The organism is Corynebacterium faecium (assembly GCF_027257105.1).
GTDB lineage: Bacteria > Actinomycetota > Actinomycetes > Mycobacteriales > Mycobacteriaceae > Corynebacterium > Corynebacterium lehmanniae.
Genome location: NZ_JAPYJX010000001.1, coordinates 1 through 22,905 on the forward strand (window position 1 = coordinate 1; position 22,905 = coordinate 22,905).

Annotated in this window: 27 protein-coding genes, 1 rRNA gene, 1 other RNA gene and 1 riboswitch; of the genes, 11 read left to right on the top strand and 18 right to left on the bottom strand. The window is 64.3% G+C overall.

From position 1 onward, the window contains the following. The 8 genes from O5O53_RS00005 to O5O53_RS00045 form a co-directional block, all read right to left on the bottom strand. A 16S ribosomal RNA gene (locus tag O5O53_RS00005) occupies nucleotides 1-121 on the bottom strand; the annotation flags it as partial. Nucleotides 122-714: 593 nt separating this feature from the next. Continuing rightward, nucleotides 715-1,470 carry an iron ABC transporter ATP-binding protein gene (locus tag O5O53_RS00010; protein WP_269507650.1) on the bottom strand — a complete coding sequence of 252 codons (756 nt, stop codon included), beginning with the start codon at nucleotides 1,468-1,470 and terminating at the stop codon, nucleotides 715-717. Next, nucleotides 1,467-2,480, bottom strand: a complete 1,014-nt coding sequence (locus O5O53_RS00015) for an iron chelate uptake ABC transporter family permease subunit (RefSeq protein ID WP_269507652.1) — start codon at nucleotides 2,478-2,480, stop codon at nucleotides 1,467-1,469. The genes O5O53_RS00010 and O5O53_RS00015 overlap by 4 nt, the downstream gene beginning before the upstream one ends. After that, nucleotides 2,473-3,447, bottom strand: a complete 975-nt coding sequence (locus tag O5O53_RS00020) for an ABC transporter permease (protein ID WP_269507655.1) — start codon at nucleotides 3,445-3,447, stop codon at nucleotides 2,473-2,475. Before O5O53_RS00020 ends, O5O53_RS00015 begins: the two co-directional genes overlap by 8 nt. Before the next feature lie 10 nt (nucleotides 3,448-3,457). Continuing rightward, entirely contained in the window at nucleotides 3,458-4,489 is a 1,032-nt protein-coding gene (locus tag O5O53_RS00025; protein ID WP_269507657.1) for a siderophore ABC transporter substrate-binding protein, read from the bottom strand. Between the two features lie 172 nt (nucleotides 4,490-4,661). After that, nucleotides 4,662-5,261, bottom strand: coding sequence for an META domain-containing protein (locus O5O53_RS00035; protein WP_269507659.1), 600 nt, complete (start codon nucleotides 5,259-5,261; stop codon nucleotides 4,662-4,664). A gap of 171 nt (nucleotides 5,262-5,432) precedes the next feature. Continuing rightward, nucleotides 5,433-5,990, bottom strand: a complete 558-nt coding sequence (locus O5O53_RS00040; RefSeq protein WP_269507662.1) for an META domain-containing protein — start codon at nucleotides 5,988-5,990, stop codon at nucleotides 5,433-5,435. Nucleotides 5,991-6,063: 73 nt separating this feature from the next. Continuing rightward, the gene (locus tag O5O53_RS00045) at nucleotides 6,064-6,759 is read right to left on the bottom strand and encodes a hypothetical protein (RefSeq protein WP_269507664.1); all 696 of its coding nucleotides are present in this window, start codon (nucleotides 6,757-6,759) and stop codon (nucleotides 6,064-6,066) included. A 383-nt stretch (nucleotides 6,760-7,142) separates the two neighbouring features. On the opposite strand from O5O53_RS00045, the gene O5O53_RS00055 reads away from it, so the two are divergent. Continuing rightward, nucleotides 7,143-7,574, top strand: coding sequence for a virulence RhuM family protein (locus O5O53_RS00055; RefSeq protein WP_269507667.1), 432 nt, complete (start codon nucleotides 7,143-7,145; stop codon nucleotides 7,572-7,574). Here O5O53_RS00055 and ssrA read toward each other — a convergent pair. From ssrA to O5O53_RS00085, 6 genes are all read right to left on the bottom strand, one after another. Beyond that, nucleotides 7,553-7,944, bottom strand: a transfer-messenger RNA (tmRNA) gene (ssrA, locus tag O5O53_RS00060). The two genes, O5O53_RS00055 and ssrA, sit on opposite strands and share 22 nt — an antisense overlap. Before the next feature lie 64 nt (nucleotides 7,945-8,008). Further along, nucleotides 8,009-8,659, bottom strand: a complete 651-nt coding sequence (locus tag O5O53_RS00065; RefSeq protein WP_269507670.1) for an SDR family oxidoreductase — start codon at nucleotides 8,657-8,659, stop codon at nucleotides 8,009-8,011. A gap of 28 nt (nucleotides 8,660-8,687) precedes the next feature. Then, entirely contained in the window at nucleotides 8,688-9,185 is a 498-nt protein-coding gene (gene smpB / locus O5O53_RS00070) for an SsrA-binding protein SmpB (RefSeq protein ID WP_269507672.1), read from the bottom strand. 16 nt (nucleotides 9,186-9,201) lie between these two features. Further along, nucleotides 9,202-10,104 carry a permease-like cell division protein FtsX gene (gene ftsX, locus O5O53_RS00075; RefSeq protein ID WP_269507674.1) on the bottom strand — a complete coding sequence of 301 codons (903 nt, stop codon included), beginning with the start codon at nucleotides 10,102-10,104 and terminating at the stop codon, nucleotides 9,202-9,204. 2 nt (nucleotides 10,105-10,106) lie between these two features. Then, nucleotides 10,107-10,799, bottom strand: a complete 693-nt coding sequence (gene ftsE, locus O5O53_RS00080) for a cell division ATP-binding protein FtsE (RefSeq protein ID WP_239218445.1) — start codon at nucleotides 10,797-10,799, stop codon at nucleotides 10,107-10,109. 170 nt (nucleotides 10,800-10,969) lie between these two features. Then, nucleotides 10,970-11,074, bottom strand: coding sequence for an HNH endonuclease (locus tag O5O53_RS00085; protein WP_269507678.1), 105 nt, complete (start codon nucleotides 11,072-11,074; stop codon nucleotides 10,970-10,972). A gap of 89 nt (nucleotides 11,075-11,163) precedes the next feature. Between O5O53_RS00085 and O5O53_RS00090 the strand changes: the two genes are divergently transcribed. Next, on the top strand, nucleotides 11,164-12,054 hold the full coding sequence (locus tag O5O53_RS00090; RefSeq protein WP_269507681.1) for a CPBP family intramembrane glutamic endopeptidase: 891 nt from the start codon (nucleotides 11,164-11,166) through the stop codon (nucleotides 12,052-12,054). Between the two features lie 134 nt (nucleotides 12,055-12,188). Here the strand turns inward: O5O53_RS00090 and prfB are convergent, their stop codons facing one another. Continuing rightward, nucleotides 12,189-13,289, bottom strand: a complete 1,101-nt coding sequence (gene prfB, locus O5O53_RS00095) for a peptide chain release factor 2 (protein WP_269507684.1) — start codon at nucleotides 13,287-13,289, stop codon at nucleotides 12,189-12,191. A 57-nt stretch (nucleotides 13,290-13,346) separates the two neighbouring features. Further along, nucleotides 13,347-13,459, top strand: a riboswitch (TPP riboswitch). On the opposite strand from prfB, the gene thiC reads away from it, so the two are divergent. Together thiC and O5O53_RS00105 are read left to right on the top strand one after the other, a co-directional pair. Further along, nucleotides 13,453-15,252, top strand: coding sequence for a phosphomethylpyrimidine synthase ThiC (gene thiC / locus O5O53_RS00100; protein WP_269507687.1), 1,800 nt, complete (start codon nucleotides 13,453-13,455; stop codon nucleotides 15,250-15,252). It overlaps the preceding riboswitch by 7 nt. A 7-nt stretch (nucleotides 15,253-15,259) precedes the next feature. After that, the gene (locus O5O53_RS00105; protein WP_269507690.1) at nucleotides 15,260-16,060 is read left to right on the top strand and encodes an inositol monophosphatase family protein; all 801 of its coding nucleotides are present in this window, start codon (nucleotides 15,260-15,262) and stop codon (nucleotides 16,058-16,060) included. A gap of 9 nt (nucleotides 16,061-16,069) precedes the next feature. On the opposite strand, the gene O5O53_RS00110 is transcribed toward O5O53_RS00105, so the two are convergent. After that, a complete protein-coding gene (locus O5O53_RS00110) occupies nucleotides 16,070-16,927 on the bottom strand; it encodes a chymotrypsin family serine protease (RefSeq protein ID WP_269507693.1) in 858 nt (285 codons plus the stop codon). Nucleotides 16,928-17,048: 121 nt separating this feature from the next. Between O5O53_RS00110 and O5O53_RS00115 the strand changes: the two genes are divergently transcribed. After that, nucleotides 17,049-18,314, top strand: coding sequence for a DUF418 domain-containing protein (locus O5O53_RS00115; protein ID WP_269507695.1), 1,266 nt, complete (start codon nucleotides 17,049-17,051; stop codon nucleotides 18,312-18,314). Then, nucleotides 18,289-18,720 (top strand): GNAT family N-acetyltransferase, encoded by a 432-nt coding sequence (locus O5O53_RS00120; RefSeq protein ID WP_239357313.1) that lies wholly within the window; start codon nucleotides 18,289-18,291, stop codon nucleotides 18,718-18,720. The genes O5O53_RS00115 and O5O53_RS00120 overlap by 26 nt, the downstream gene beginning before the upstream one ends. A gap of 148 nt (nucleotides 18,721-18,868) precedes the next feature. Here O5O53_RS00120 and O5O53_RS00125 read toward each other — a convergent pair whose 3' ends face one another. After that, nucleotides 18,869-19,036, bottom strand: a complete 168-nt coding sequence (locus O5O53_RS00125) for a glycerol dehydrogenase (RefSeq protein ID WP_269507698.1) — start codon at nucleotides 19,034-19,036, stop codon at nucleotides 18,869-18,871. Nucleotides 19,037-19,181: 145 nt separating this feature from the next. On the opposite strand from O5O53_RS00125, the gene O5O53_RS00130 reads away from it, so the two are divergent. The 3 genes from O5O53_RS00130 (at nucleotide 19,182) to O5O53_RS00140 (ending at nucleotide 21,189) form a co-directional block, all read left to right on the top strand. Further along, on the top strand, nucleotides 19,182-20,051 hold the full coding sequence (locus O5O53_RS00130) for a cation diffusion facilitator family transporter (RefSeq protein WP_437177830.1): 870 nt from the start codon (nucleotides 19,182-19,184) through the stop codon (nucleotides 20,049-20,051). 228 nt (nucleotides 20,052-20,279) lie between these two features. Next, nucleotides 20,280-20,531 (top strand): DUF7218 family protein, encoded by a 252-nt coding sequence (locus O5O53_RS00135; protein WP_034997609.1) that lies wholly within the window; start codon nucleotides 20,280-20,282, stop codon nucleotides 20,529-20,531. Continuing rightward, the gene (locus tag O5O53_RS00140; protein ID WP_269507703.1) at nucleotides 20,524-21,189 is read left to right on the top strand and encodes a thiamine phosphate synthase; all 666 of its coding nucleotides are present in this window, start codon (nucleotides 20,524-20,526) and stop codon (nucleotides 21,187-21,189) included. The genes O5O53_RS00135 and O5O53_RS00140 overlap by 8 nt, the downstream gene beginning before the upstream one ends. Here the strand turns inward: O5O53_RS00140 and O5O53_RS00145 are convergent. After that, entirely contained in the window at nucleotides 21,186-21,560 is a 375-nt protein-coding gene (locus tag O5O53_RS00145; RefSeq protein ID WP_168684649.1) for an ectoine synthase, read from the bottom strand. The genes O5O53_RS00140 and O5O53_RS00145 overlap by 4 nt on opposite strands. Before the next feature lie 94 nt (nucleotides 21,561-21,654). Here O5O53_RS00145 and thiO point away from each other — a divergent pair, with 94 nt between their 5' ends. Beyond that, a complete protein-coding gene (gene thiO / locus O5O53_RS00150) occupies nucleotides 21,655-22,713 on the top strand; it encodes a glycine oxidase ThiO (RefSeq protein WP_269507706.1) in 1,059 nt (352 codons plus the stop codon). Further along, a complete protein-coding gene (thiS, locus tag O5O53_RS00155) occupies nucleotides 22,710-22,904 on the top strand; it encodes a sulfur carrier protein ThiS (protein ID WP_269507709.1) in 195 nt (64 codons plus the stop codon). The genes thiO and thiS overlap by 4 nt, the downstream gene beginning before the upstream one ends. Nucleotide 22,905 lies beyond the last annotated feature (1 nt).

Consider the following 22,905-nt stretch of genomic DNA (forward strand, 5'->3'; position numbering starts at 1 on the left):
ACGTGTTACTCACCCGTTCGCCACTCGAGTACCCCTGCAAGCAGGAGCCTTTCCGTTCGACTTGCATGTGTTAAGCACGCCGCCAGCGTTCATCCTGAGCCAGGATCAAACTCTCCACAAAAAAGTTTCAGAAAGAAACAGGCCGTGAAAAGCCCAAACCCAACCAAAAACAAACCAAACACCAACACCCAAACAGGGCGCCGGACTGGCAAAATCCAAAAATTACAAAGGTTCAAACAACCAACCCCCAACCCGACGGGGCACAAAGGAGGCTGGTCAAAAAATACGTGAAACATGTTCAACCACACCCCACGCACACTATGAACCAAAAAAGATGACGCGATCCATCATTGGAATTCAACCACGCCACCACCGGCACACACCCACAACAGGGCGCACACCACACAGTGCACAAAACGAGGCAGGCAAACACACCCACGCAACAAAAGTACATTGGCACACTATCGAGTTCTCAAACAACACCAGCACACCCACCAACCAGAACCAAACGGCCCCAGCCGGAAAAAGCGGCTTCGTCAGAAGCTACACAACCAACCAACCAAAAGTCAAACTCACGTTAAACCCCGGTTAACCAGAACGTAACCCCTATTCACTTAAACCATTCCCTCCGAGCGACCGAACCGCTCAGAAGCAACGGATGGATATATAACCACGAAGCCAAAACGCACACAAATCAGCAGCGCAACCTGCCTTTTAGTGGTACGCAGCAATCGGCCCATGCGGGCCATCGATCACTTGCACCGGGGTATTGAAGATCTCGGTGAGCAAGTCGTCGCGCATGATCTCCTCCACGGTGCCGAAAGCGAAGACCTGCCCGTCCTTCGCTGCGCAGATGTAGTCGGCGTAGCGGGCCGCGAAATTGATGTCGTGCAGCACGATGACGATGGTCCGGCCGAATTCGCGGGCCGCGGAGTGCAGGTGCTGCATCATTTCCACGGAGTGGGAGATGTCCAGGTTGTTCAGGGGCTCGTCGAGAAGCACGTAGTCCGTCTCCTGGCAAAGCACCATGGCAACGTATGCGCGCTGGCGCTGACCGCCGGAAAGCTGGTCGAGGTAGCGGTGCTCGAGTTCGCGCAGGCCGAAGAAGTCGATGTAACGGGAGATGATCTCCTCATCCGCCTCGGTCAGGCGTCCGCCCGAGTACGGGAAGCGGCCGAAGCCGACGAGCTGGCGCACGGTCAGGCGGGTGACAAAGTGGTTTTCCTGCCGCAGGATGGAGACCACTTTGGCCAGGTCCTTCGGGTTGGAGGAGGTAACGTCCATCTGCCCGATGCGCACGGAGCCGGAGTCAAGCGCCAGAAGGCGGCCGATCATGGTCAGGAGTGTCGACTTGCCGGCGCCGTTCGGCCCCACCAACGCGGTGATGCCGCCGGCCGGGATTTGCAGTGAGACCGGCCCGATGGCGGTGTCGTCGCCGTAGGCCTTGCTCACCTCGTTGAGCTCGATCACAGTCTCCCCTTCCGTAGGACAACGATGAGGAACGTCAGGCCGCCGACCAGCTCGATGATGATGGAAACGACGCCCTGGGCGTAGAAGATGTGGTTCATGATGAAGTACGCGCCCGCCAGGATGCAGTAGCCGAGCAACGCCGCCATGGGGAACACGTAGCGGTGGTCGTAGGTGTCCGCGAACTGGTACGCAAGTGTGGCCACCAGGAACCCGAGGAAGGTCATCGGTCCGACGAGCGCGGTGGACACCGCCATCAGAACCGAGACCAGCACGAGGGTGTACACCGCGTGCTTCTTGTGGTTCACGCCCAAATTCACGGCCACGTCGCGGCCCAGGCTGAGCACGTTGAGACGTCGCGAGTTCACGTACATCAACCCGGCAGCCACCAGCACCAGCGGCACGGCCAGCGGGTAGTAGGCCGGGTCCGCGTTGTTCACGGAGCCGAACAGCCGGGCGGTGAGCAGGTCGAACTCGCTGGGCGTGAGCAGACGCTGCATGAACGTCGACACGCTGCCCAGTCCCCCGCCGAGCACGATGCCGACGAGCAGCATGGCGTGCATGTTCGGGTTGTCGCCGGCGAGCAGCCACGTGTACAGGATCAAACTCAGCCCCACCATGAGCACGAGCTGGACCACGAACATCTCCAGCGTGCGGGCGTTATTCAGCCCCGCGGCGCCGAGGAAGTACACGGTTGAGGTGTGAATGGCCACGTACAGCGACTCGAACCCCATGATGGACGGGGTGATGATGCGGTTGTTGGTCACCGTCTGGAATGCCACTGTCGCCACGGCCTGGCAGACCGCCACCACCGCCATCGCAATGACGGAGTTCATGCGGCGCTCCGCGATCAGCCAGTAGCCGCGGGTGCCGAACTCCATGGGGTTTCCCCACGACAGCAGGCCTGCGGTGAACAGCAGCGCTGCCACCACCAGCGCGCCTACGACTAGCCAGTAGCGCCTCTTGCTTTGCGACGTCTGGAACGCCCCGACCCCGCGCATTACCTCACGCATTCCGGCTCCTCTTCACAATCAGGGCGATGAAGACGGCGGCGCCGACCACGCCGAGGATCACGGACACGGGCATCTCGAACGGCGCGATGACGATGCGCCCGAGCAGGTCGCACAGCGTCACCACGCCGATGCCGGTGAGGCAGACCCAGGGCAGGTTGGACCGGAGGTCGTCGCCACGCAGCATGCTCACGATGTTGGGGACGATGAGCCCGAGGAACGGCAGGTTGCCCACGACAACTGTGACCACGCCGGTGGCCACGGCGACGAGACTGGTGCCCACAAGCACGATGCGGTTGTAGTTCAGGCCGATGTTGGTAGCGATGTCTTCGCCGAGGCCGGCTGCGGTGAGGCGGTCGGCGTAGAAGAACACGGCGACGACCACGAGCAGCACGACCCAGAGGATCTCGTACTGGCCTGCGATCACGCTGGTGAACGAACCGGCGAACCACACGCCGAGGGACTGCAGCAGGTCAGTCTGCAGGGCAATGAACGTGGACACCGCGCTGACCACGGCGCCGAGCATGATGCCGACGATGGGCACCACCAGGCTGGAGCGCAGTGTGACGCGCCGCAGGAACGCGAAAAACACCATGGTGCCGATGAAGGCGGCGCCGACGGCGAACAGCATGCGCGTCATCACGGAGCCGTCCGGGAACAGCAGAAACGACGCGAGCAGCCCCAGACCGGCCCACTCGGTGGTGCCGGTGGTGGTGGGTTCGACGAAGCGGTTCTGGGTGAGCATCTGCATGATCAGCCCGCTCATCGCCATCGCCGCGCCCGCGAGCACCAGCGCGATCGTGCGCGGCACGCGGGTGGCGCGGAACATTTCCCAGCCGTCCTCGGTGCCCAGGATGTCGTACTGCCCCACCATCAGCGACGCGGCAAGGAGTGCTAAAACAAGGACGACACCCGCCGCGAGCTTCCAGTTCAGAAGCTTGGGGCGGGTGGTGGTCGTTGTGTCAGTCATCGAAGACAGACTACTTGCCTGCCTCGAGCTGCTCGGAGATCTGGTTGAGGATCTCGGTGTAGGTGTAGATGGACTCGTTGGTGTAGGTGTCCGCCGGGGCGACGTAGACGTGGCCGTCCTTCACTGCGGTGACGTTCTTCAGCGGCGCGGAGTCGTTGATCACGGACAGCGCTTCCGGCGAGTCCGTGATGGACTTCACGCCCGCGTCGCGGTCCAGCACAAGCAGCCAGTCCGGGTTCGCGCCAGCGATGGCTTCGACGGAGATGTCGTCGCCCTGGTGGTCGTCGGAGGCGTTCGCCACCTCGAGCGCCGGGGTGAAGCCGATCAGGTCGAACAGCGGGCCCCACACGCGGCCCACGCCCGGGGCGACGTAGCCGATCTCACCGCCGGAGACGTTCAGGGCCATGACCTTCTGTTCCGGGTCGTAGGCGTTGCGGGCGCGCTGGACAGCCTCGGTGAATTCCTGAACTGCCTGCTCAGCCTCAGCCTGCTTACCAAAGACGTCGCCCAGCTCCAGGGTCTGGCGGATAATCTCGCGGTCAAACGGCTCCCCGTCGCGCGGCTCGAAGTCCAGCAACGTGGCGTCCGGGACCAGCTTCTCAATCTCTTCGTCGTATTGCTCGAAGCGCTGGCCGGAGATGATCACGTCCGGGTCAGCTGCCACGATGGCCTCGAGATTCGGCTCCTTGTGGTTGCCGATGTTGACGATGTCCTCGTTGTCCGCGATGCCCGGGATGGAATTGGGCACGATGTCGCGCGGCGCGGCGACGGGCTTAATGCCCCAGGAATCCAAAAGCTCGAAGGAGCGGTTGTCCAGGGCGACCACCCGCTTCGGCGGGGTGGGCACGGTCTTCTCGCCGTAGTTGTCGGTGACGGTCACGGTGCCTTCGGAAGCATCATTGCTTGCCGACGCCCCTTCGGTCGCCACCGATTCCGAACCAGCGGCGACATCCGTGCCGGACTCACTGGTGGAGCATGCACCCAGCGCGAGGGCGCCGGCCGCAACAAGAGCGATGAGAGGGGTACGGGAGAAACGGGTCACGGTCGTCCTTCCTTCCAATCCATAAGGTAAGGGTTTCCTGACCCATCTTAGGCTAACCAAACTTCGGCACCTAACCCGCCCCCGACTTAGACCTTCTCAATCACCGCAGCAAGCCCCTGACCACCGCCAATACACATGGTCACGAGCGCACGCTGGGCGTCAGTCGGAGAAATTACTGGTAGTCGCGGCCGTGCATCTTTTGAAGCTCAATGCCGTGGCCCTGGCCCGCGAGGAACAGGGTGGACGCGTCGAGCTGGAACAGCTGCGGGTTGGACTGCAGGACCATCTTCAGGTCGTCGGCGTCCTTCTGCGCACCCGGCTCGCACGCCATCTTGGTCTCGGTGAAGTCGCTGAGGTGCAGCGCGCCGGTGTTGTCGATCTGGTACTTGGCGGTGCCGGAGTTGCAGCCGTCGTTCAAGTGGAGCACACCATTTTCCCGGAAGTCCAGGGTGATGGTGTTGTTCTTCTTCGCCTGCAGCGTGGTGTCCAGTGCAGCGGAGAGGCGCTCGTCCTTGAGCTGATCTGCACCTTCTGGGAGCTGCTGGATCAATTCGGAGCCGGCTGGGTTTTCCGGTGCCGGCGCTGGCGCCGGTGCGGGTGTGCCGCCGAGGTCACCGAACAGGTTCGAGCTCATCTGCACGAATTGGTCAATGCTGGAGGCTTCGGGGCGCTCCTGGGCGTCGGCAGTTCCGACGCCGAGCAGGCCGCCCGCGAGGGCGACGACTGCGGTCGTTGTGGACAACTTCCTTAGGGTCTTGGTCGAAGTAACCATGGCCATCACGCTACCGAGCGATTTCAGGCGAACAAGGGGCTCAAGGGAACTTCAACGCAACTCCACATTTGCGTTGACGCGGTTCATAGCTTCGCCGCACGCACTAGCGCTCTGTAAAAACCAAAACCCGCTGCCCAGAGGTGGGAGCAGCGGGGGCGCAAGTGGCGTCGACTAGTTTGCAGCAACCTTGGAGAATTCGATGGCCTTACCCTGGGCCGCCAGGGCGATCGTCTCGTTGTCGAGGCGGTACACCGACGGGTTCGAACGCAGGATGGACGTCAGCTCGTCCGCCTTGTTCATCTTGGTCGGGTCGCACAGACGCTGCGTCTGGGCGATGGCCCCGACCTTCACGGCGCCGGCACCGTCGATGGAATACCCGGCGCTACCGGCGTTGCAGCCGTCGAAGAAGGACAGCTTGCCGTCCGGGCCGAAGGTGACCGTCATGGACGCGTCACCCTTGACTGGCAGTGGCCCCTCCAGGGCAGCCTTCGCCTTCTCTGCGGGCAGCGGCTTCGCGTCTTCCGGCAGGTTCTTCAGCAGCATGTGGGACCCGCCCTTGTTAATCACGGAGCCGCTAAAGGCAGACCAGCCCATCTGCGTCCAGCCCTCGATGTCGGCCGGGCCGTTGGAAGACATCTGCGCATTGGCGGTGCCTACGCCGAAAAAGCCGCCGGCGAGGGCGGCGAGGGCAGTTGCTGCGGACAACGTCTTTACAGTCTTGGAGGTCATGAGCGCCAACCTACCTGGCTTTTCGCGGCACTCAAGGACTTCTACGAAGCTTTTAAGCAACCTGGACGCCCCTTTAACCCAACGGCCAGCGCACGCTAGGGCGGCTTAGAAAAAACACCACTTCGTCGCGCTCCAGCCACGCCCCCTTGCCGCTTTCAGAGTCCCAGCAGGTCACGCCAGTTTCCTCCACCGCGCACACGAACGGGCCGTGGTTGACCACTTCGCCGTACTGCACTACCTCCGCGGATTCGCTGCCAGGGGGCCACACGGAGTCGTCGTAAAGCGGCGGCTCAGTTTGCTCGCGCGGGTAGCCGCCGAGGATTTCCATCATCCACCTCGGCGTCCCCAGCTCACCGATGCCGAATTGCTCGCTTTCCATGAAGGACTTCACGCCGCAGTCGAACATCGGCCCGTCCGCCAAGTTCATCATGCAGCCGATGTTGCCGGACGGGGTGACAAACAGCGCGTTTTGCACGGGGCTATCGCCGATACTCTTGATCGTCCTGATCGGCCGCGCGTTGTCCGGGACGGGCCCGCCAGCGCCCGGGTACGCCAGCGGGGCGCCGGGGATGCCTTGCCTATCGACGTGCTCCGCCTCCCCCGACGTCACAGCATCAGCCTGTTTCGCTGGCTTCTCAGGCTCCGGCGCTTTCGCTTCCGGCGCCTCCACGGTTTCGGTCACCGTCGCACGCTCCGCCTCAGGCCCGCCGCTGCAGCCGACGACCAAGAAAGTCGTGGCGGCGAGTGCTGCGATGACGTTGCGGTTCATGCCACCGGAGGCTAAAGCCCGACTATTCGGTGCCGGTTTAAACAGGCGTAAAAGTTCCTGTCGGCCGCAGCCCCACAAACCCCGAGCAAGCCCTCACGAGTATGCGCGTTTTTGGGCCTTAATAGGGGTTTTTCGCTCAGGGTTTGTCGCGCTGCCCGCCACCACCCGTGACAATGCGCGGGCAAAGCACTGGAAAACTTTGCCACCCACGTGGCCCCGGCGCTGGGTTGGAAGCCGAACACCGAGGGGCCCGTCACCGGCTACCCGGCCGACTAGATCCCCGGGCCTCGGCGGCATGACTACCATGACGGCCCATAAGGACGATCCCTAGATCTTCCGACGCCCCGACCGCCGAAAGCTCTCCTCCAAGGACCCAAACCGTAATGCAGGATCCAAGCGCACCCCTCACGACGCACACCGACTCCACCGGCGAGTTCGTCATCTACAACACGGAGGACGGACGGACCGAGGTCCAATTACGCTTCATTGATGGCTCAGTCTGGATGACCCAGGCCGAAATGTCAGAGCTTTTCGACGTCACGCGCGCCAGTATCAGTGCGCATCTCACAAACATCTACTCGGAAAACGAGCTGACCAGGGATCGAACTATTAAGAAATTCTTGACAGGTCGGTCTGAAGGGGATCGAAACGTCACTCGCTCGATTGACCATTACAATCTCGACACCATCATGGCCGTCGGATCTCCCAAAGAAAACGTCTCCAGCCCCGCAGAAAGTCTGACTGAGCCACGAAACGGAAAAGCGGACGTTCTACCTTGTAAAACGTCCGCTTTCGGTGGAGCCGCCGGGAATTGAACCCGGGTCCTTCATCACCGCGCCAGGGCTTCTCCGTGCGCAGTTCGCACGTTGTCTCTCATCGACCCTCCGGATCAGGCGAACATGTCCGGATGACGGGCCCAGTCAGTGAAAGGTGTCCCTTCCAAGGCCCCACTGACAGAGCCGGAAGGCAAGTCCCCTAAGTCGACGCCAGGTACCGGGTCGGGGACATCCCCGGCCTGACGGACACGCAGGTCGCTGGACCTTTCTATTTAGGCAGCGAGGGCGTAGTCACGCTGAGAGTTCTTCTCTGCGTTTATTAGTTACAGCGACGCTTACGGTGGTCTCCTGCCTGCACCGGCACGCTTCCCCTGGCTAAGTCGATGAAGTCGAAACCAGAATCGACCCCTTCAACTACGAAGAAACGTAGGAGAAGGAATTTTACCGCACGCGTCCAAGATGCACAAGATGCTTTACGACGTCAACGCCGGACGCACCCGGAGAAACTCCACTACGGCGTCCGGGCCGGCGTCGACGGCGAGGCGGGCCGCCTTGGCCACCTCGTCGGCCGCCATCTTCGGGCGGCCGTTGTCGCCGGCGAGCATGTCGGTGTCGGTGCGGCCCGGGTGCAGGGAGGTCACGCGCACCTTGCCTGCTTCCTCCTGCGCCAGGGACTCGGTGAACCCGCGCAGGGCGAACTTGGACGCGCAGTAGCCGGAGTTTTCGGCGATGCCGTGGAATCCGGCACCGGAGTTGATGGTGATGATGAGGCCGGAGGAGCGTCGCAAGGCAGGAAGCAACGCGCGAGTGAGCGTGACGGGGGCGAAGAGGTTGACCTCCATCATCTCGCGCCACTTGTCGTCGGTGAGCTCTTCGAGGGGGCCGCCGTCCATCTCGCCGGCCGCGAGGACGAGCACGTCCAGCTCCTCAATCTTGGAGGCCGCCTCCAAGATCGCGCCGGTGTCGGTGAGGTCCGCCTCGAACGGCTCGGCGCTGGGCAGAGCGGAAACGATGTCGGAGGCGTCCTTCGACGCGCCCGCGTAAATGTGGTGGTCCTTGCCCAGGTCCTCGGCGATGGCGCGGCCAATGCCGCGGGATGCTCCAGTAATCAGTGCCTTCTTCATAGGCACCCACCGTAGCGAATCCGAAGATTTAAGCCTTGATGCCCTTGAGCTTGCGGCCCAGATCGCGGGTGATCTCGTGGTCCTCGGTGCGACGCTTGATGTCGCGGCGCTTGTCGTAGTCCTGCTTACCCTGCGCAAGGCCCAGCTCGACCTTGGCGCGACCGTCCTTGAGGTACAGCGACAGCGGGATCAGGGTGCGGTTGCCGTCGCGGACCTTGCCCTCCAGCGAGTCGATCTCGCGGCGGTGCAAAAGCAGCTTGCGGGTGCGGCGCGGCGGGTGGTTGGTCCAGTGGCCGCGGGAGTACTCCGGGATGTGCATGTTGCGCAGCCAGACCTCGCCGTTGTCGATGGTGGCGAACGCCTCCACCAGCGAGACCTTGCCCTCGCGCAGCGCCTTGATTTCGGTGCCCTGCAGCACCAGGCCGCATTCCCAGGTGTCCAAGATGTGGTAGTCATGGCGAGCTTTCCGGTTGGTGGCAAGCACACCGGTGTTGGAAAGCTTCTGCTTCTTGTTCTTCTTGGACATAAGAGCGCCAAGTGTACTACTTGCGCACGTAAGAGCGAAGCGCCACCTGCGCGGCCAGCCCGCCGAGCACCATGGCGACCAGGCCCACCAGCGGCATGACCGCCCACACGGTGCTGTCCGGCACGCGCGCGATGAGCTGGTTGGCGTAGAGGTCCCCCAGCAGCGGGTCCACGATGAGCTGCTTGCCGGCCCACACGCCGACGGTGGCCAGCACCGCGCCGATGAGCACGGACAGCACCGCCTCCAGCACGAACGGCGCCTGGGTGAACCAGCGCGAGGCGCCCACCATGCGCATGATGCCGATCTGCTCGCGGCGGTTGTACGCCGCCAGCTGCACCATGTTGGAGATGAGGAACACCGCGGCCAGCGCCTGCGCCGCCGCCACCGCGAACGCCACGTTGCGGAAGGTGTTCAGCGTCCCGGCCGCCGAGCGCACGGTGTCCGCCTGGTCGGAGATGACCTCCACCTGGTCCATGTCGCGGATCTTGTCCAGTGGCGAGGTGTCGGTCGGGTCCGTCAGGCGCACGTGCAGCGCCGCCGGCAGTGCCTCCGGGGCGGTTTCGCGCACCAGCTCCGGCTCGGATTCCTGGAACAGTTCCTTGAAGCGCTCGTAGGACTGCTCGCGGGAGCGGAAAGTCACCTGCTCGACGCGGTCGTCCGCCTGCAAGGTGTCGCGAACCTGCTTGCAGCGGTCTGAGGAGCAGTCTTGGTCGCTGGCGGAGATGTCCTCGTCCAGCTCCACCATCACCTCGACGCGGTCCAGGTACAGGTCTTTCGTCTGCGTGGTGGCCTTGGAAATCAGCACACCGGTGCCCACCAGCACCAGCGACAGCGCGGTGGTGATGATCAGCGCGATGGTCATGGTGAGGTTGCGGCCGAGGCCTTTGACACCCTCACGGAAAACAAACTCCCAGTTCACGGCTACCTCCTCACGTCCCCGTACACGCCGTTTTCCTCGTCGCGCACGATCTTGCCCAGCTGCAGTTCAACTACGCGCTTGCGCATCTCGTCCACCGCTCGCGCGTTGTGCGTGGACATAATCACGGTGGTGCCCATGCGGTTAATGCGGGCGAGCAGCGCCATGATTTCGTCGGCGGTGCCGGGGTCGAGGTTGCCCGTTGGTTCGTCGCAAAGCATGAGCTTGGGCTTATCCACGAAAGCTCTCGCAATAGCCACGCGCTGCTGCTCACCACCAGACAGCTCCCGCGGCATGCGGTTGGCTTTGGCGCCGAGGCCGACGAGCTCGAGCGCGTCGGGGACGAGTTTGGCGATGCGGTTTTTCGGCTTGCCAATGACCTCGAGTGCGAACGCGACGTTGTCGTAGACACTCAAGTTCGGCAGCAGGCGGAAGTCCTGGAACACGTAGCCGATGGATTGGCGCAGCTTATTTACCTGCTTGCCGGAAAGGGCGTTGACGTGGAAGTCGTTGAAGAAGATGTCGCCTGAAGAGACGTTTTCCTCGCGGATCAACAGCTGCAGGAATGTGGACTTGCCGGAGCCGGACGCGCCGATGAGGAACACGAACTCGCCGTCGGGGATGTCGAGCGTGACGTCGTCGAGCGCGGGGCGCGTGGACGTCGGGTACGCCTTGGTCACATGGTCGAATCGGATCACGCGACACACCTTACCTGTTACTGGTGTGACTGCAGTGGTTGTTGGCGGCGGGGCGGGATCAGTCTGCGGCCGCCGGTGCCGGATGTGACATCCGGCTTGTCGCATTAATCACTCTGCCCAGGTCGCGAGAAAAAGCGATTCCACATCCGTCACTGCCGGCACTCCCCTAACTAACGATTACCCTTGAGTTTGTTGTGATACCCGCACAACATTGTTAGGTTTTCCTCCGTAGTTTCGCCACCCACCGACCACGGCGTGACATGGTCAGCATCCATACCCCTCTTTCTGTACTACCGCCCAGGTAAGCAAGTAAGGCAAGGTTAAGGGCTATTTCTGGTCTGTAAGTAAGGAGTACATTGAAGGTATGACCGCTTATCATCTCCTCGGACGCGAGGGCGCACGGCGCATCGCGTGGTGGCGCCCGCTGGTGGAGTTCGTCGTTGTGCTCGTGCTCTTTTTCGGAATCTTTGCCGCGATGATCGCGCTTTTCGACGCCGCCGACCAGGCCTTCAACCCTGCAGTAAAAGCCATGGGCGATTTCGAGTTCGTGGATACGCCCTGGCTCGCTCTGGCGGCCGGATCGATACCGGCGGCAAACATCCCAGCAGCGTTTCTGGCCGCGCGCATACGCGGTCGACGCCCAGCCGCTCTGTGGTCGACGGAGCATCACTTTCGGTGGCGCATCTTCGGACTAGCGTTGATGCCTGCGCTGGTTTTCTTTGGCGCGGAGCTTGCATTCTCGGTGGCTCGCGCTCCCGAAAACGCGACTGCAGCGTCTGACGGCGGGTTTACCCTGGCGAGGTTCGGTGCATTGTGCATCCTCATTGCACTCATCCCGCTGCAGGCGCTGTCGGAGGAACTCGTATTCCGCGGCTCGCTTGTGCAGGTGGTTGGCCAGTGGACCCGCTCGCCTTGGGTGGCCTACTTGGTCCCGGCGCTGCTGTTTGTGTCTGTCCACAACTACGATTGGCGCGGTCAGCTCAGCGTGCTGACTTTCGCGCTCTGCGGCGCCTTCCTGACGTGGTCAACGGGCGGATTGGAGGCTTCGCTCGCGGTGCACGCGGTGGCGAATACTCTCGCGTTCGTAACCGACCCTTTCCATGTATACGTTGCCGGGTTGGCAGAGGCGACGGTAGTGGATGTGGTTGCGTCGATAAGCGCGACCGTACTCGCCACCGCTGCGATTTGGTGGCTGGTCACTAGGGCCGGCGGTATTGCATCGAAATCTTGTCAAGCTAGCTTGACCCCCGCTTAGGCGGGCTATCTTCAAGTTCGTTCCCCATGCCGGTCTTAACCTTCCCGATGCCCTGCGCGAACAGATGACTCACCAAAGGTGGACCATCCACCTACTTGCGAAATACGATAGCCCCAAGACCAAGATTCTTTCTCTTACGCCTCCTGCTGCTGCGCCATGCGCCAGCGGATGCCGGCCTCCAAGAACCCGTCGATGTCGCCGTCGAGGACCTTCTGCGGGTCGCCGACCTCAAAGTCGGTGCGCAGATCCTTGACCATCTGGTACGGGTGCAGCACATAGGAGCGCATCTGGTTGCCCCAGCTGGCGTTGCCGCCGGCGCCGAGGGCATCCATCTCGGCCTTTTCCTCCTGGCGCTTCTTCTCCAACAGCTTGGACTGCAGAACGTTGAGCGCCGAGGCCTTGTTCTGGATCTGGGACTTCTCGTTCTGGCAGGTCACCACAATGCCGGTGGGGATGTGGGTGATGCGCACTGCGGAGTCGGTGGTGTTCACGCTCTGCCCGCCGGGGCCGGATGAGCGGTAGACATCGACGCGGATGTCGGAATCCGGGATGTCGATGTGGTCGGTCTGCTCCACCACCGGCAGCACCTCCACCTCGGCAAACGAGGTCTGACGGCGCGCCTGGTTATCAAACGGCGAGATGCGCACGAGCCGGTGCGCGCCCTGCTCCACCGAGAGTTGGCCGTAGAGGTACTCGCCGTGCACCACGAAGGTGGCCGATTTAATGCCGGCTTCTTCCGCATAGGAGATGTCGTAGATGTCCACCTTGTGGCCTGCCTTTTCGGCCCAGCGGGTGTACATGCGCATGAGCATCTCGGCCCAGTCTGCCGCGTCCACGCCGCCGGCGCCGGAGCGGATGTGCACCACGGCTTCACGCTGGTCGTATTCGCCGGAGAGCATGGTCTGCACCTCCAGCGAGTCAATCTGCGCGGCGACGTCTGCCAGCTCCTCGTCGGCCATGGAGGCGTCGCCTTCTTCTTCGGCGAGTTCGTACATCACCGGGAGGTCGTCGATACGCGAGCGAAGCGAGGACACCTTCTTTAAGCGCGCTTGCACATTCGACAGCTCGGTGGTGACCTTTTGCGCGTGCGCGGGGTCGTCCCAAAGCGACGGGTCCCCGGCTTGGGCCTCCAGCTCGCGGGCGCGCTCGCGCAGGACGTCCAGGTCCATCACCTTCTCAATGGTGGAAAGTGTGGAGCTTAAGTCCTTGATCCGCGTCTGAGTTTCCGGCTGCATAGGGGCAAAGTCTAGCGAACCGCCTGACGCGGCCACCAAGACGGGATACAGTGGCTTGCGACCCCACACGGGTGCCCGGGGCACCGGGCTGAGATCGCGCTAACGCCCGCGCGAGCACCGTTCGAACCTGTCTGGTTAGAACCAGCGAAGGAAGGAGAAGGTCGTGGCTCACGACATCTATGCACATGAAATCCACCCGAAGCACTCCTACGCCCCGATTGTGAAGGACGGGCTCGAGGTTCCGGAGACCGCAATTGCGCTGGATGATTCCCCCACCGGCCCGAACGAGCCGTTCAAGATCTACCGCACCCGCGGCCCCCACGCGGAGCCGGAGGTGGGCCTGCCCAGCCTGCGCGGCGAGTGGATCGCGGCGCGCGGGGATGTGCAGGAGTACTCGGGCCGCGAGCGCAATTTGCTTGATGACGGCCGCGCGGCCGTCAAACGCGGCGCCGCCAGCGAGGAGTGGCGCGGCGAGACCCGCACGCCGCTGCGCGCGAAAGACGGCAAGCGCGTGACCCAGATGGCGTATGCCCGCCGCGGGGAGATCACCCGCGAGATGGAGTTCGTCGCGCTTCGCGAGCACTGCGACGTGGAAAAGGTGCGCGAAGAGGTCGCTGCGGGCCGCGCGATCATCCCGAACAACGTCAACCACCCGGAGAGCGAGCCGATGATCATCGGCAACGCGTTTTTGACCAAGATCAACGCCAACATCGGCAACTCCGCGGTGACCTCTTCTATCCGCGAGGAGGTGGACAAGCTGCGCTGGGCCACCCGCTGGGGCGCGGACACCGTGATGGATCTGTCCACCGGCGACGACATCCACGCCACCCGCGAGTGGATCCTGCGCAACTCCCCGGTCCCGATCGGCACCGTTCCGATCTACCAGGCGCTGGAGAAGGTGAACGGCATCGCGGAGGACCTGACCTGGGAAGTCTTCCGCGACACCGTGATCGAGCAGTGCGAGCAGGGCGTGGACTATATGACCGTGCACGCCGGCGTGCGCCTGCCGTACGTGCCGCTGACCTCCAAGCGCGTCACCGGCATCGTCTCCCGCGGCGGCTCCATCATGGCCGGCTGGTGCCTCGCGCACCACAAGGAATCCTTCCTGTACGAGAACTTCGACGAACTGTGCGAGATCTTCTCCCAGTACGACGTCGCATTCTCGCTTGGCGACGGGCTCCGCCCCGGCTCCGTGGCCGACGCCAACGACGCCGCGCAGTTCGCGGAACTAAAAACCATCGGCGAGCTGTGCAAGCGCGCCTGGGACTACGACGTGCAGGTGATGATCGAAGGCCCCGGCCACGTGCCGCTGAACATGATCCAGGTCAACAACGAAAAAGAAGAGCAGTGGTGCGGCGGCGCGCCGTTCTACACGCTCGGCCCCCTGGTCACCGACATCGCGCCGGGCTACGACCACATCACGTCCGCCATCGGCGCGGCCAACATCGCGGCCGGCGGCACGGCGATGCTGTGCTACGTCACCCCGAAGGAGCACCTGGGGCTGCCCAACCGCGACGACGTGAAAACCGGCGTGATCACCTACAAGGTCGCCGCCCACGCAGCCGACGTGGCTAAGGGCCACCCGGGCGCTCGCGACTGGGACGACGCGATGAGCAAGGCCCGCTTCGAGTTCCGCTGGCACGACCAGTTCGCCCTGTCCCTGGACCCGGAGACGGCGCAGTCCTACCACGACGAGACGCTGCCGGCGGAGCCCGCGAAGACGGCGCACTTCTGCTCCATGTGCGGGCCGAAGTTCTGCTCCATGCGCATTTCGCAGGACATCCGCGACGAGTTCGGCGACCAGATCGCGGACCTGGGCATGCCGTCGTTCGATTTCGACGCCGACTCCCCGGCCGCGTCTTCCGACGCGCGTGAGGGCGAACAGGAGATGGCGCGCGAGTTCCGCGACTTGGGCTCCAACGTGTACCTCAAGGAGGGCGAGGAGTCCCCGACTGCGCCATAATGGCTGCGTGACCGATACGCAGCAGTTTATTTCTGACCACCGCAACGATTCCGACGCCGAGCTCGCAGCCGCGCTCGTGCAGCATGCCGGCCAGCTGGCGCTGCGCATGCGCGCGAACGGCCTGGACGCGGAGGTGAAAACCTCCGTCTCCGACGTGGTCACGGAAGCCGACCGCACCGCGGAGCGCTTCGTCGCCGAGGCGCTTCAGGCGCTGCGCGGCGACGACGGCGTGATCGGCGAGGAAGGCGCTTCCCGCCCGTCCGCCACCGGCCGCACGTGGGTGATCGACCCGGTGGACGGCACCTACAACTTCTCCCAGGGCTCGGACTACTTCTGCTCTGCGCTCGCGCTTACCGACGACAACTCCGCCCACACCCCGGCCATCGGCGCCGTGCACCGCCCTGCTACGGACACCACGTGGGTCGCGGCGGACGGCGTGGCCACGCGTGACGGGGTGGAGCTTGAGGGGTTGGCGGAGTCGTCGCTAGGCGAAAGCGCTGTGGTGACCTACCTGCACCCCACCTTCATGGCAAACGACGATGTGCGCGAGGCGTGGCTGCGCGTGATTTCCGGCGCGGCGACGATGCGCATGATGGGCGCCGGTTCTATTGACCTGTCGAATCTCGCGTCCGGGCAGATGGGCGCGTGGCTGCAGCACACCGTACCGGATTGGGATTGGTTGCCGGGCAAGGCGCTGGTCGAGGCCGTCGGCGGGCGCTGCATCAAGGTCGACGCCGGTGGCGTGACTTGGTGCGTTGCCGGCAACCCGCGGATCGTGGACGAGATCGCCGAGCACCTGCGCGGCTAGTTGCCCGGGCTACGGCAGGCGGAACCCGCCCGGGATGTCGCCGAGCACGGCGTCCATGCGCAGCGCACCCGTCGGCGCGTGCAGCGGGCCCTGCAGCGGGGTGCGGCAGGCCACGTTGAACGGCGGACCCCAAATGCCGCCGTTGATCATGCCGATCACGCGGTCGCCCACCATCAACGGCGCACCCGAGTCGCCCTGCATGGCGCAGACCTGGTTGGTGTTGCGCTGCTCCCAATCGGTGTAGGTGTGGCCGCAGGTGGTGCCGGAGGCCACGCCGGTCTTGCACACCACGCCGCCCGGCTTCACCGGTGCGCCGCCCAGGTGGTTGACGGTCACACCGTTGTAGGAGCGGGTGACCTCGGTGTTGTCGGCGAGCGTGATTACGGCGTAATCCAGCTCGCGGTTGACGTGTGTGATGGTGCCGGTGCGGCCGAGCTGCCAGGAGTCCGCGGAGCGCACGGCGTCGCCGACGTTGCCGCAGTGGCCGGCGGTGACGGCGATTTTCTCGCCGCGGTCGTTGTAGCCGGCCGCCGTGGTGGTGCACATGACTTCCTTGCCGGGCTCGGAGCCGACGTAGAGCGGGGTGCTCGGTCCATAGAGCGCGCGGCCGCGCCGCATCGCCTCATCGGATTCCGCCGGGGTGCGCGGGGCGTCGAAGAAGGAGCCGGGGACGCGGTGCAGGACCTTGTCCGCCATGGGCTTTCCGGCCAGGGCTTTGGAAACCGGGTCGGTGCGCCACACGTAGTTGAGCAGGTCGCCCACCGGCGCCTCCGCCTGTTGGGCGTGCGCCGCGGGGCTGCCGATAGCCGCCGAGGTGGCAATCAGAAAAGCGGCGGTAAGCAGGCGGGCGGCGGTCGAGCGACGCATAGCAACCCCAATCACATTGGCAACATGAGTATCAACAGAGACATTCAACCACATCCTTTTCCTCCGCGGGCCAGTAACCGCAAACGTGGCTCATGCGGGCCTGAGGCGGTACCTTGAGCGCATGCACGAAGCCGCCAACACCGAACAGCACCAACCACCGCAGCAACCCACGCAGCAACGCCCCCGCCTGATCGTCCCGGACCTCGCGCGGGGCACCGCCCTGTTGGGCATCGCGATGGCCAACGCCGCCCAGGGGTGGGTGATCAACGACTGGTCGGAGGACCAGTCCCGGGTGGGCTGGTCCGTCGGCGGCGTGCGCCCGGATAGCGTGATCGACCAGATCGGCGCGGTGTTCGCCGCGATGTTCATCCACGTGCGCGGCCTGCCGATGTTCTCCACGCTGCTGGGCTTCGGCTTCGGCCTGGTCGCGGCCAGCCTGTACCGCAAGCACTACCCCGCCAAGCAGGCCCGGCGCGTGCTGTACCGCCGCTACGGCGCGCTCGCGCTGTTCGGTGTGGCGCACATGTTCCTGCTGTTCTACGGCGACATCATGCTCACCTACGGGCTGGTGGGCATCTTCCTCGCGGCGATGCTCACGCTGAGTTCGAAGACGCTGCGCATCATCGCCTACACCATCCTCGGCCTGTTCACGGCCCTCGGCGTCGCCGGCGGTATCGCGTCGTTCTACTTTGACGCCTCCGGCGGCTTCAACCAGTCCGAACCCACCGCCACCTTCGACACCTTCGGGGCGTACTTCTCGTTCAACCTGGACATGGCACTCGGGCAGCTGGTCGCGCAGCCGTTTGCGGTGCTGCAGCTGTTATCGCTTGCCATCATCGGCTACGTGTGGGCGAGGGAGCGTGTGCTTACCGACGTCCACGCGCACCGCCGCACCCTCATCACCTGGAGCATCATCACCGGGCTGGTCATCCTCTGCGTCGGCCTGCCCTGGGGCTTAGCCGCCGCGGGCGTGCTGCCGGACGAGTGGGAGCTGCCGCTGTTCGTGCTCAACCAGGCGCTCGGCTACCTCAGCGGCCCGGGTATCCTGGCGCTGCTCGCGCTGGCCACAGACGAGCTGAACAACCAGGTCCCGGGTTGGGCGCGCGCGTTCGTGGCGCTGGGCAAGCGCTCCATGTCGGGGTATCTCGCGCAGTCGTTCCTCTTCATCGCGATTTGCACCCCGGCGTTTTTGGGCATCGGCCTGGACGCCTCGGTCACCGGCAAGCTCATCATCGGTTTTGTGGTGTGGTTGATTAGCCTGCTGCTGGCGGTGGTGCTGGACCGGGCGGGCAAGCAAGGCCCGTTCGAGTGGGCACACCGCCACCTCTCCTACGGCAAGACGGGAAGGATTGAGCCGAAATATGATCAGCCTCAAATCACTGCATGAGATGACACCCATGCAGGTCCACCAGCTGTACAAGCTGCGTGTGGACGTCTTCGTGGCCGAGCAGAACTGCCCCTTCAAGGAGATCGACGACCAGGACGCCGCCCCTGAGACCCGCCACATCCTCGCCTTCGACGGCGAGACGTTGGCCGGCTGCGCCCGCGTCTTCCCCACCGAGGACGGCTCGCGCTTCGGCCGGTTTGTGGTCCATCCCGATTTCCGCGGGTCCGGCCTCGGCCCGCAGATCGTGCGCACCGGCATCGAATACACCGAGCGCTTCGACGGCGACCTCATCGTGGAGGCCCAATCCGGCCTGGTGGGCTACTACGAGCAGTTCGGGCTTGTCGCCGAGGGCGACGAGTTCCTCGACACCGGCGTCCCGCACAGAAAAATGCGGCTGGCCCGCTAGGGGCTCAAGCCGCATCGTTGCAGGTTAACCTGCTACTGGTCGGACCTGCGGTCGTCGACAAGCGTGTCGCTCTCGCCGCTGCGATTGCAAACGGCGTGTACGCGCCATGCTTGGTCCTAACTAGGTCCTAACTAGATTCTTGGCAGAGTTAACGGCCAGGCTTGATCAGCGTGCCGGCGAGAGAGGACGTGGCGGCGGATCCCACCAGCACTCCGATGGTGTAGAGGATCCCTGTCACCCCCAGCATCTGCAGCAGCCAACCGAAAAACAGCGCGCCAACGACGGCGCCGGCGATTGCGACGACCCAACGTCCCATAGTGAAAACCTTCCTCAAGTTTTATCGAGAGTTTGATGGCCTGTCCGCACCACGGTACCGATTTGCTAGGCTCAGCCTCTGCAACGCGGGTGTGAGAGGGATGAAAACCGTGGAAAACACCGAGCAAAAACTCCTCGAGCGATTCATGTGGCTTTCCATCGCCGCAGCGGTGCTGACCATTGTGTTGAAAGTGACTGCCGCCTGGGTGACGGGCTCTGTGGGCTTTCTTTCAGACGCCATCGAATCTGGCATCAACCTCATTGCTGCCGCGGTGGGTTTGTGGGCGCTGAAGCTGTCGGCCAAGCCCGCGGACGCCAACCACCACTTCGGCCACGCCCGCGCCGAATATTTCTCTGCCCAGGTGGAGGGCTCGCTGATTCTGCTGGCGTCGGTGGCCATCATCGTCACCGCCGTGGACCGGCTGATCCACCCCGTGCCGGTGGAGCAGCTTGGCATCGGCTTGGCATTTTCCGTCGTGGCCACCATCCTCAATGGCGCCGTCGGCGTGGCGCTCATCCGTGCGGGCAAGAAGTACCGCTCCACCACGTTGGATGCCGACGGGCACCATTTGCTTACCGACGTTTGGACCACCGTCGGCGTCATCGTCGGTATGGCGCTGGTGTGGCTGACCGGCTGGCAGCCCCTCGACCCGATCGTGGCGCTGGTCGTGGGCGCGAACATCATGTTCACCGGCTACAAGCTGCTCAAAGGCGCAATCCTGGGGCTGCTGGCGGAGTCGCTGCCGAAGGAAGAAAACCAGATCGTCCACGCCTACCTAGACGAGTACGCCGCCGCCAACGGCGTGAAGTTCACCTCCGTGCGCACCACCGCCGCCGGCCGCGAGCGCATGGTCAACCTGGTCATGCAGGTCCCCGGCGACTGGACGGTCGACCGCGCCCACGACCGCGCCGACGAGGTGGAGGTCGGCGTGGCCGAAGCCCTCGGCGGCGCGGAGACGATCGTGCACGTGGAACCGCTGGGACACCCCACCCGCACCGGCCCGATGACGGTCTAGGGATCCCTTCTGCCGGGTGCCCCTCCAGCCCCCGCGCGGATCTGCTAGTTCCGTTTTTGGGCAACTAGCAGATCAAGTGTCCAACTTTACGTTTCCCCAGGTGATATTGGAACTGAACCCCAGCAACAGCGCCATCTGCTAGTTCCGTTTTCGAGCAACTAGCAGATCCGCAAATCACCGCCCGCAACCCGCCCCACCTGGACCTCGAAAACGCATAGGCTGGCGGCCATGGCTGATTCGATCAAGGATCCCGAGCTCTACGAGGCCCTGCTGCGCGAGGGCAACTCCAAGTCCAAGGCAGCCGCCATCGCGAACGCCGCGGCGCGCGACGGCCGCTCCGCAGTCGGCGAACGCGGCGGCGAGTCCGGCTCCTACGAGGACTGGACCAAAGACGAGCTGTACGCCCGCGCCCAGGAGCTCGACATCGAGGGCCGCTCCGAGATGACCAAAGACGAGCTGATCGAGGCCCTTCGTGACTAGTCCGCTTGATCTGCGCTGTTACTTCGTCACTGGTCAGGGCCCGGACGTCGTGGAGCGCGCCCGCCAGGCTGCGGCCGGTGGCGCGGGCGTGATCCAGGTCCGCTCGAAGCCGATCACCGCCCGCGAGCTCTACGCGCTCTCCCGCGCCGTCGCCAAAGCGGTCCACTCCGTCAACCCACGGACACATGTGCTTATCGACGACCGCGCCGACGTCGCCGCCGCCCTCCGCAACCAGGGCATCTCCGGCGTCCACGTCGGCCAGGACGACCTGGACGTGCGGGTGGTGCGCGAGCTGCTTGGCCCGAACGCGATCATCGGCCTGACCACCGGCACCCTGGAGCTGGTCCAAGCCGCCAACGAGTACAAGGGCGTCATCGATTACATCGGCTGCGGGCCGTTTCGCGCCACGCCCACGAAGGATTCCGGCCGCGCCCCGATCGGGCTGGACGGCTACCCGGAACTGGTCGCGGCGTCAGAGCTGCCGCTGGTGGCCATCGGCGACATCACCGCCGACGACGCCTACGACCTAGCGCGGGCAGGCGTGGACGGGCTGGCCATCGTGCGCGGCATCATGCACGCCGGCGACGCGAAGGCGTACTGCGAGCGCGTTGTCGCCGAGTTCGACCGCGGTGCCCAGGCCCACGCAGCCACGAGTTAGTACGAGCTGAACCCGTCGCCGGTCAGTTCGTGCACCTCGTCGCCGGTAATCGCCGGGTTGAACACGGACACCAGCACGAGGTCCTCGTCCTTGCCGCCGCGCAGGTAGTGCGGGTCGTGCTTGTCCAGCACGTAGATGGTGCCCGGGGTAATCGGGTAGACGTTGCCGTCGGTGTCCTCGACCTCGCCGGATCCGGCGATGCAGTAGCAGGCCTCGAGATGGTTGCGGTATTCCAGCTTGGATTCGGTGCCGGCGCGGACCACGGTGTGGGCGACGGCGAACCCCATGTCGTCGCGAGCGGTGAGCAGGCGTTCGCTGGTGCCGCCGCCCCATTCGACGGTTTCTACGTCTTCGCGGGATCGGATGAACATTTGCACTCTCCTTGAATCTCGACTCTCACACGTTCACCTGCCACGGTATCGAAATTCCCGGAATCACCGCCGAAAACGCGCTACCCTCTGAAGAGTGATTATCTCGGTCGTCGGCGCAGGAATTATCGGTTTGACCACCGCTCTTATGCTCGCGGACCGCGGCCACACGGTCACGGTCCACGACCCCGAGCCCGCCTCCGGTGCCTCCCACCACGCGGGCGGGATGCTCGCCCCGACCGCCGAGGTGGTGTACAAGCAGGATCCGCTTTTCCCGCTGATGCGCGCCTCCGCCGAGTGGTACCCGGACCTGATCACACTCACCGCGAAGTACACGGACCTGCCCACGGGTTACCGCACGGACGGCACCCTCGTCGTCGCGCGCGACATCGCGGACAAGACCCACCTGGATGAACTCACCGAGTACCAGTCCCGGCACGGCATGGCGGTGGACAAGCTCACCGTGCGCCAGGCCCGGAAGCTCGAGCCGGCGCTCTCCCCCGCCATCAACGGCGCCGTCTGCATCGATGGCGACCACCAGGTGCAGCCCCGCCTGTTCACGCGTGCGCTTCTCGACGCCTGCCGGTCCGCGGGCGTCACCTTCACCACCGACCGCATCGACTGTCTCGACCAGCTCGACGAAGCCGACCAGGTCGTCGTCGCCAACGGTCTCGGCGCCCAAGAGCTCGTCGAAGGCTTGGACCTGCGCCCGGTATACGGAGACGTCCTGCACGTGCGCGTGCCCAAGCACCAGTACCCGCTGCTCACACGGGTGGTCCGGGGGTTCGTGGAGGACCGCCCCGTCTACCTCATCCCCAGGCAGGACGGCACGCTGACCATCGGCGCGACCACCCGCGAGGACGGTCGCGGTCAGCCCCAGGTCCAGGGCATCCACCAGCTGTTGCGCGACGCCATCGAGCTCGTCCCGGCGCTGGAAGAGTGCGACTTCGTCGAGGCCACCGCGGGCGCGCGCCCCGGCACGCCGGACGACCTGCCCTACCTTGGCCGCGTCGACGAGCGCACGGTCGTGTCCACCGGCTACTTCCGGCACGGGATTCTGCTTGCGGGGTTGGGGGCGCGGGTAGGGGCGGAGCTCGTCGATAGGCAAGAGCCCTCAATAGACTTGACCGCGTGCGACCCGAGGAGGCATTCATGAACATCACGCTCAACGGAGAAGCAGTCACCACCGCCGCCACGACGGTAGAAGAGCTGGTAAATGAGGTCGGCGCGCCCGCGGACGGCACCGCGGTGGCCATCGACGGCGAGGTCGTGCCGCGATCGCAGTGGGGGCGCAAGCTTCTCGACGGCTGCGCCGCCGACATCCTCACCGCAGTGCAAGGAGGCTAAA

Excerpts from the sequence above, each read along its gene's own strand:
- prfB (WP_269507684.1), bottom strand. The coding sequence starts at position 13,289 with ATGCAGCCGGAAACTCAGACGCGGATCAAGGACTTAAGCTCCACACTT.
- smpB (WP_269507672.1), bottom strand. The coding sequence starts at position 9,185 with ATGTCCAAGAAGAACAAGAAGCAGAAGCTTTCCAACACCGGTGTGCTT.
- O5O53_RS00145 (WP_168684649.1), bottom strand. The coding sequence starts at position 21,560 with ATGTTCATCCGATCCCGCGAAGACGTAGAAACCGTCGAATGGGGCGGC.
- O5O53_RS00055 (WP_269507667.1), top strand. The coding sequence starts at position 7,143 with ATGCAGGATCCAAGCGCACCCCTCACGACGCACACCGACTCCACCGGC.
- O5O53_RS00130 (WP_437177830.1), top strand. The coding sequence starts at position 19,182 with ATGTGGCTTTCCATCGCCGCAGCGGTGCTGACCATTGTGTTGAAAGTG.
- O5O53_RS00065 (WP_269507670.1), bottom strand. The coding sequence starts at position 8,659 with ATGAAGAAGGCACTGATTACTGGAGCATCCCGCGGCATTGGCCGCGCC.
- O5O53_RS00125 (WP_269507698.1), bottom strand. The coding sequence starts at position 19,036 with ATGGGACGTTGGGTCGTCGCAATCGCCGGCGCCGTCGTTGGCGCGCTG.
- O5O53_RS00120 (WP_239357313.1), top strand. The coding sequence starts at position 18,289 with ATGATCAGCCTCAAATCACTGCATGAGATGACACCCATGCAGGTCCAC.
- O5O53_RS00115 (WP_269507695.1), top strand. The coding sequence starts at position 17,049 with ATGCACGAAGCCGCCAACACCGAACAGCACCAACCACCGCAGCAACCC.
- O5O53_RS00135 (WP_034997609.1), top strand. The coding sequence starts at position 20,280 with ATGGCTGATTCGATCAAGGATCCCGAGCTCTACGAGGCCCTGCTGCGC.
- O5O53_RS00035 (WP_269507659.1), bottom strand. The coding sequence starts at position 5,261 with ATGGTTACTTCGACCAAGACCCTAAGGAAGTTGTCCACAACGACCGCA.
- thiS (WP_269507709.1), top strand. The coding sequence starts at position 22,710 with ATGAACATCACGCTCAACGGAGAAGCAGTCACCACCGCCGCCACGACG.
- O5O53_RS00015 (WP_269507652.1), bottom strand. The coding sequence starts at position 2,480 with ATGCGTGAGGTAATGCGCGGGGTCGGGGCGTTCCAGACGTCGCAAAGC.
- O5O53_RS00020 (WP_269507655.1), bottom strand. The coding sequence starts at position 3,447 with ATGACTGACACAACGACCACCACCCGCCCCAAGCTTCTGAACTGGAAG.
- O5O53_RS00040 (WP_269507662.1), bottom strand. The coding sequence starts at position 5,990 with ATGACCTCCAAGACTGTAAAGACGTTGTCCGCAGCAACTGCCCTCGCC.
- O5O53_RS00085 (WP_269507678.1), bottom strand. The coding sequence starts at position 11,074 with ATGGATGCTGACCATGTCACGCCGTGGTCGGTGGGTGGCGAAACTACG.
- O5O53_RS00045 (WP_269507664.1), bottom strand. The coding sequence starts at position 6,759 with ATGAACCGCAACGTCATCGCAGCACTCGCCGCCACGACTTTCTTGGTC.
- O5O53_RS00090 (WP_269507681.1), top strand. The coding sequence starts at position 11,164 with ATGACCGCTTATCATCTCCTCGGACGCGAGGGCGCACGGCGCATCGCG.
- O5O53_RS00110 (WP_269507693.1), bottom strand. The coding sequence starts at position 16,927 with ATGCGTCGCTCGACCGCCGCCCGCCTGCTTACCGCCGCTTTTCTGATT.